Here is a 5,005-nt window from a genome sequence, read left to right on the forward strand (position 1 = left end):
GGTACTCGCAAGCCCTAAATCCGTCCGGACCGCCTAAAAATGGGGGGCCAGGGGGATGCCTCGTCATTGGAGGGATTTATGCAACAACGCCCCGTCTGGCTTGGAATGGGTGACGCAGCACGCCAGGCATTGATGCGGCCCGGCGGCGAATTGCTGCGCTACCTATGACGAGAAACGGTCTGGCGCGCCCTCTTTTTATTGAAACAGACAGGGAATAAACAGACTGAAAAAAAGCGGCCTTCGTGATCCAACGAAGGCCGCTTTGTTTTAAATCCGGATAAACGACTAAAAAGTGCTTTGGCGCTTGTCTGTCGGGCACAACTAGCTATTAAAAAAGTAGCAATTTCCAGCTGCTCAGTCCGCCCCGGCAGTCTGGCCAGCACTGCATGGGGACAGGTTTCATATTTCCGTCAGGCGTGTAATTTGCCAGCGCCAACTGGGCGCGCACGTCAAGACAATGGCAATTACTTGTCGGGCAGTTCGATCTTGACTTCCAGCACGTCGAGGTTGTCTTGCCGCTCAAGGTGAACCTTGATGTCGCCGGCATTGATGTGGATGTATTTGGAAATCACAGCAATCAGGTCGCGCTGCAGTGCCGGCAAATAGTCGGGCTCATGGCCGCTGTGCCCCGACCGTTCATGGGCCAGGATGATTTGCAGGCGCTCTCGGGCCACGCTAGCCGTTTTTTTCTTTTCACCGAGCAGGAATGAGAAAAATGAAGCCATGGCTTTTTACTTTCCCCCGAACAGGCGTTTGAAGAAACTGACCTTCTGGGCCTTGATAAAGCGCATGGGCTTGTCCTGGCCCAGAAAGCGGTCAATCACGTCGTTGTAGGCTTCGGACACATCCGAGCCTTGCATGTGTACGGCGGGAAGACCTTGGTTGGAGGCTTGCAACACCACTTCAGATTCGGGAATGACGCCAATCAGCTTGATGCGCAAAATGTCCTGGATGTCTTCCAGTGACAGCATCTGGCCCTGGTCTACCCGGCTGGGGTTGTAGCGGGTGATGAGCAGGTGTTCCTTGATCGGGTCGCCGCCGTCGATGGAGCGCTGGGTCTTGCTCGACAGCATGCCCAAAATGCGGTCGGAGTCGCGCACCGAAGAGACTTCGGGATTGGTCACGACCAGCGCTTCGTCGGCAAAGTGCATGGCCATGAGCGCACCGGTTTCAATGCCGGCGGGCGAGTCGCAGATGATGTATTCGAAGTCCATGGCGGACAAGTCATCGAGGACTTTTTTCACGCCTTCGATGCTGAGCGCATCCTTGTCGCGGGTTTGCGAGGCGGCCAGCACGAACAGATTGGGAACCTGCTTGTCCTTGATCAGCGCCTGGTTCAGCGTGGCTTCGCCATGAATAACGTTGATCAGGTCATAAACCACACGGCGTTCGCAGCCCATGATGAGGTCCAGGTTGCGCAGGCCGACGTCAAAGTCGATCACGGCAGTTTTATAGCCACGCAAGGCCAGGCCGGAAGCAAAACTGGCGCTGGTAGTGGTTTTTCCTACACCGCCTTTGCCGGAAGTGACCACAATGATTTTTGCCATTCGAAAAATTCCTTTTGAAATCTGTAAGGGGAGCCTGTCGGTCAGTTCAGCAGGGTGCCAGGACTGGATTTTGCATCAAACTGTGTATGCCATTTAGTCGGGTTCGCCGCAGCGCAAGCGGGCGCGTGACAAGTACGGCGTTCATGTCATGGCAGTCATGATCAGCTTTTCGCCATCGGGGCCGTCCACCAGCCGCACTTGCGTCGGGTGGCCGACGACCTCGGGCGGCAGCGGGTTTTCCCGGGTGCGGTAAATGCCGGCAATCGACAGCAATTCGGCCTCCAGCGCGAGCGCAAAAATACGTGCTTCGGCGTTGCCCCGGGCACCCGCGATGGCTCGGCCACGCAGCGGTGCGTAGACATGGATGTGGCCGTCGGCGATCACTTCGGCACCGGCATTGACGATGGCCAGCACCACCAGGTCGCGCCCACGGGCATAGACCTGCTGGCCAGAGCGCAGGGGTTTGTCAATGACCATTGCGCCCAGCACGGCGGCATGCACCAGTGGCGCATCGGGTTGCGCCGGTTGTTCGGCGCTGGTGGCGGGCCGTGGCGTGAGCAGATGGGCGTCGGGCGCGGGCAACAAACCGGCCTGATGGGCGGCGGTCATTTGCGCACTGTTGCCACCTTTGACGGCGATGGGCACCAGCTGGTAGCTCTGGAGCAAAGCCAGCAGCGCCGGAAAATCAATGACACCGCCCGACGGACTTGTAGCGGCCTGCAGCGGCGTCAGGTCGATGACCAACGGATCCTGGTCAAAAAAATCAGGAATGTCGCCAAACCGCAGTGTCATCTCGCGCGCCAAAGCGGCAAGATCGGTGGACTTGAGGAGCAAGGCGACCAGCGGGAAGTTGGCGCTTTTGATTTCAAACGTGGTCGGTGTGGCAACAGTCATAGGCGGGCCGGGCTGAGTGAACAAAAGAAAGCAGGCCCCGAGGCGGTGGCAAAGCCCGGGTTGCTAGCTGAATGCGCAAGCGTAGCGCAAGAAACGCAGCTCGGGTAGACGCTGGAGGCGGTATTTATGAATGCATGCAACGCCCGGCGACGGCGGATCTGTGCGTGGCGACTACGGCAACGCTGGCTCGGTGCCAAGTGAGTGGCAAGCATTGAGGGCATGCAAATTGTGCCGATTCGTGAATGTTGAGTAAAAACCCAACATTATCCGGGAACGCGATGGAGGTTTGCGGCTTCTCGCCGGGCGGCAGCAATGCATTTGACGGTGCGCGGGAAACAGTCTTGCCGTTTTCAGGCAAGTGAGGCGGGTTGCCGCTGGCTCAGGGCGTTACAAGCCGCGTTTTCAGAGCCGGATTTCTGCTGCCAGCGGGGCGTGGTCTGACAGGTGTGACCACGGGTGGCTGGGCAGCACGATGGGGGAGTGGCCTATGGCGTTGCGCACATAAATGCGGTCCAGCTGCAGCAGTGGCAGGCGGGCCGGAAAGGTGCGGGCGGCGTGGCCATTGGTTTGCACGAATATCTCTTGCATGTTGGCGTCTTTGGCCATTTGCGCATGGGCGCGCAGGCGCCAGTCGTTGAAGTCACCTGCCACCACGACCGGCGAGCGGGCCGGAATTTCCTTGCGCACCATGTCGCACAGCAGCTTCATTTGCTGGGTGCGGTGCGTTTCAATCAGCCCCAGATGCACGCAAATGGCATGCACATTGCGGCTATGGCCAGGCACCTTCAGCTCGCAGTGCAGCATGCCGCGCCGCTCCGGGCCGCTGATGGAGATGTCGCGGTTTTCAAATTTGACAATCGGGAACTTTGACAGCATGGCATTGCCGTGATGGCCGTTGTTGTAGACCGCATTGCGGCCATAGGCAAACTGCGACCAGATGCTGTCAGCGAGGTATTCGTAATGCGGCTCGTTCGGATAGTTCTCAAACTTTTTTCCATGCTTGAGGTGGCTGCCGGCAACCTCTTGCAAAAACACCACGTCGGCACCCACGGCGCGCACCGCATCGCGCAGCTCGGACAGGATGAACTTGCGGTTGAAAAAGGTGAACCCCTTGTGGATGTTGACCGTTAGCACCTTGAAGGACACCAGTGCGTCGGTATCGGGTGCGACCGGGGCAGCAGGGTTGGGCGCCTGGGCAGGTGTTGAAGTGGGAGAAGCGTCGGGAATGAAGGGCTGCATAAAAAGTAAACACCAGAAAGAGGCAAAAAAGACCTGTGAGGCATTGTTTCTCTGCAGGGGCAAGGAAACTGTAGGACAGTAACTTATTTGCCCGCCTCCATGTTGTGTGACTCAAAAAATGGCGCGTTAAAGCCGTTCGGCCTGTCCCTGACAGTCTTTGATCTAAAAAATGTTGTGCAAGGTTGGTGTCCTACGCATGGAAATATGTATCGCTGACAAAAATGGCGATTAGGCAAGCGTAGATTAGCTAAGTGCTCTGGCTGGCCCCAAAGTGGCAAGCGCATTCTTATCAAGTTCAAAAGGAGTTTTTATGTTCAACAAGTCATCTATCAAATTTATTCCATTCACCCTTGCTGTCACCGCAGCACTCATGATGGGCGGTATGGCTCAGGCGCAAACTGGTGCTGCCAATGGCGCAAGTTCTTCGCCCATGACAGGATCTGGCGTGAAGGGCTCGCCCGACGCTTCCGGTCCTGGCGCCGGAATGGGTAGCAAAGGCGATATGGGAACCACCAAAGGAATGAACTCCTCAGGTGCCAAGTCGCCTATGACAGGCTCAGGCGTTCAAGGTTCTGCAGACGCTTCAGGCTCTGGCGCCGGCATGAACGGCAGCAAGAAGGCTATGCACACCAAAAAAGCCAAGAAGCATTCGCGTGCCAAGACCGGTAAAGCCATGGGCGGCATGTCAGATCACTCAGGTTCTGCTACGGATATGGCCAAAAGCAAAAAAGCTGCCGGAACCAGCAAAAGCATGAATAGCACCAGCGGAAACGGTTCGCCGATGACTGGATCGGGCGTGAAGGGCTCGCCTGATGCTTCCGGACCAGGTGCTGGCAAGACGCAGTAAAACTGTGCGGGGCAGGCGTTGAACCGTTGGGCTCATGCATGACGTATGCATGACGTATGCATTCAACGCAATCCCATTGTCATTTGGCGCAAGATTGGCAAAGTCTTATTGGCTTTGACAATCTTGCTGCCCGAATAAACGACCTGTTGTCAGTATGAAATAGAGGCCAAAAGTTTGTTTCATACCAGACAGCACAAGTAGAAACTATTTTTTGGTTTATAGAAATAACAAAACCAGCGTCGTACAAAGTACAAAAACTGCACCTTTTGCATTCATGCAAAGGGTGCAGTTTTTATTGTGCTTTCAAAATCTTCAGGTTCAGCCCTTGCGCTGCATGCCGCCATCGTGGTGGCCCCAACCCTGGCCTTTGCGCATGCCCATCTTGCGTAACCGTCCGACGAACACCATTCTTGCGCCGGGTTGATGAGCCGGGCAGTATCCGGGGAGTTGCCCACCACGATGGTGTGCACTTAACCCG

Annotated in this window: 5 protein-coding genes; 1 reads left to right on the forward strand and 4 read right to left on the reverse strand. The window is 56.4% G+C overall.

Annotated features, from left to right (window positions below; translation table 11 throughout):
• Positions 1-464 precede the first annotated feature (464 nt).
• The 4 genes from minE to RCH06_RS17590 form a co-directional block, all read right to left on the reverse strand.
• Positions 465-725, reverse strand: coding sequence for a cell division topological specificity factor MinE (minE, locus tag RCH06_RS17575; protein WP_327082757.1), 261 nt, complete (start codon positions 723-725; stop codon positions 465-467).
• A 6-nt stretch (positions 726-731) separates the two neighbouring features.
• The gene (minD, locus tag RCH06_RS17580) at positions 732-1,547 is read right to left on the reverse strand and encodes a septum site-determining protein MinD (protein WP_327082758.1); all 816 of its coding nucleotides are present in this window, start codon (positions 1,545-1,547) and stop codon (positions 732-734) included.
• A gap of 141 nt (positions 1,548-1,688) precedes the next feature.
• A complete protein-coding gene (gene minC, locus RCH06_RS17585) occupies positions 1,689-2,441 on the reverse strand; it encodes a septum site-determining protein MinC (RefSeq protein ID WP_327082759.1) in 753 nt (250 codons plus the stop codon).
• Positions 2,442-2,843: 402 nt separating this feature from the next.
• On the reverse strand, positions 2,844-3,680 hold the full coding sequence (locus RCH06_RS17590; protein ID WP_327082760.1) for an endonuclease/exonuclease/phosphatase family protein: 837 nt from the start codon (positions 3,678-3,680) through the stop codon (positions 2,844-2,846).
• 310 nt (positions 3,681-3,990) lie between these two features.
• Here RCH06_RS17590 and RCH06_RS17595 point away from each other — a divergent pair, with 310 nt between their 5' ends.
• Entirely contained in the window at positions 3,991-4,527 is a 537-nt protein-coding gene (locus RCH06_RS17595; RefSeq protein ID WP_327082762.1) for a hypothetical protein, read from the forward strand.
• Positions 4,528-5,005 lie beyond the last annotated feature (478 nt).

This window comes from Polaromonas sp. CG_9.5, assembly GCF_035984465.1.
Classification (GTDB): domain Bacteria; phylum Pseudomonadota; class Gammaproteobacteria; order Burkholderiales; family Burkholderiaceae_C; genus Polaromonas.

Bases quoted from the DNA above. Each gene is read 5' to 3' on its own strand.
- minD (WP_327082758.1), bottom strand. From the start codon at position 1,547: ATGGCAAAAATCATTGTGGTCACTTCCGGCAAAGGCGGTGTAGGAAAA.
- RCH06_RS17590 (WP_327082760.1), bottom strand. From the start codon at position 3,680: ATGCAGCCCTTCATTCCCGACGCTTCTCCCACTTCAACACCTGCCCAG.
- minE (WP_327082757.1), bottom strand. From the start codon at position 725: ATGGCTTCATTTTTCTCATTCCTGCTCGGTGAAAAGAAAAAAACGGCT.
- minC (WP_327082759.1), bottom strand. From the start codon at position 2,441: ATGACTGTTGCCACACCGACCACGTTTGAAATCAAAAGCGCCAACTTC.
- RCH06_RS17595 (WP_327082762.1), top strand. From the start codon at position 3,991: ATGTTCAACAAGTCATCTATCAAATTTATTCCATTCACCCTTGCTGTC.